Here is a 1,102-nt window from a genome sequence, read left to right as displayed (position 1 = left end):
AGTCTAAAAGGAAGCGGTTTCCAAACTCTTCATATCCTTTTATCGTAAGGTATCCACTCTGGTAAATCATTGGCAAAGGCATTTCGACATCAGCCTTATAATCAATAAATTCTTCCTGACGATAATACTTTCCAGTTAATTCATTTATATTTTCATTAAAATGGTTCATTAATCTGATTAGATACGTAGGCGTTCCTGTCTTGAACCAATAATCCTCCAGACGTTTACTGTCCATTGCGTTCAATAGGCTGAAAGGATTATATATATCAGTCATTTCATCACTGAAATGATAGCCGTCATATTGTTCTTTAAGCCTGGTCAACATATGATTATAGTCACATTTATATTTCTGCGCCATTTCATAAACAGGCTCTTGAAAATAAGTTTCAAGTTCTTTTTGTGTAATGCCACATAATGATTCGTATCTGGCATCCATGCTTATATCCTTAGGCTGATTAAAACCGCTGAAAACGCTGACTTGCGAGAATTTTGTCACCCCTGTTAAAAAAACGAACTGCAAATGTGCATCTGCTCCCTTGAATACAGAGTAAAAAGCTTTCAGAATATTACGATGCTGATCTTCCAATTCTGTATTTACATCCAAAACATCAAGTATAGGTTTATCATACTCGTCTATAAGGACAACTGCACGAAATCCTGTCTGCTCATGCGAAGCACGCAATACCTCTGTAAAGCGGTCACCTATTCCGAGCAATTCTGTTCTATCCGGTAAGCCATATTTCTTCTCCCACTCGGATATGTAAAAACTTAGTTTGCTTTCCAGATTTCCCTCTTTTGTAAAATCCGTACTATTAAAATCTACATAAAATACAGGATGAACATTCCAGTCATTTTCCAATGCTTCAATTTTTAAACCCTTGAAATATTCCTTTTTACCGAGAAAATAGTTCTTAAGAGTAGATACAAGAAGACTCTTGCCGAATCTCCTTGGACGACTCAGAAAATATATTTTCCCTTCATGTGCCAGATTATAAATCAAATCCGTCTTATCCACATAAACATAACCGTCTTCGATAATCTGTTCAAAACTCTGTATTCCTATAGGATATTTCATAAGCTTAATACTTTACCGCTGTTACTC

Annotated in this window: 1 protein-coding gene; it reads right to left on the bottom strand. The window is 35.8% G+C overall.

Translation table 11 applies throughout. The annotated features are described in order from the left end of the window. Nucleotides 1–1,075 (bottom strand): AAA family ATPase (locus tag H6A61_RS15265; RefSeq protein ID WP_204394757.1); only part of this gene is annotated, 1,075 nt, incomplete at its 3' end. Between the last annotated feature and the right edge of the window lie 27 nt (nucleotides 1,076–1,102).

It is taken from the genome of Bacteroides caecigallinarum (assembly GCF_016901995.1).
GTDB classification, from domain to species: Bacteria; Bacteroidota; Bacteroidia; order Bacteroidales; family Bacteroidaceae; genus Phocaeicola; species Phocaeicola cellulolyticus.
Note: the sequence above shows the minus strand (reverse complement) of the source record. Positions and strands in the feature narration are given on the sequence as shown.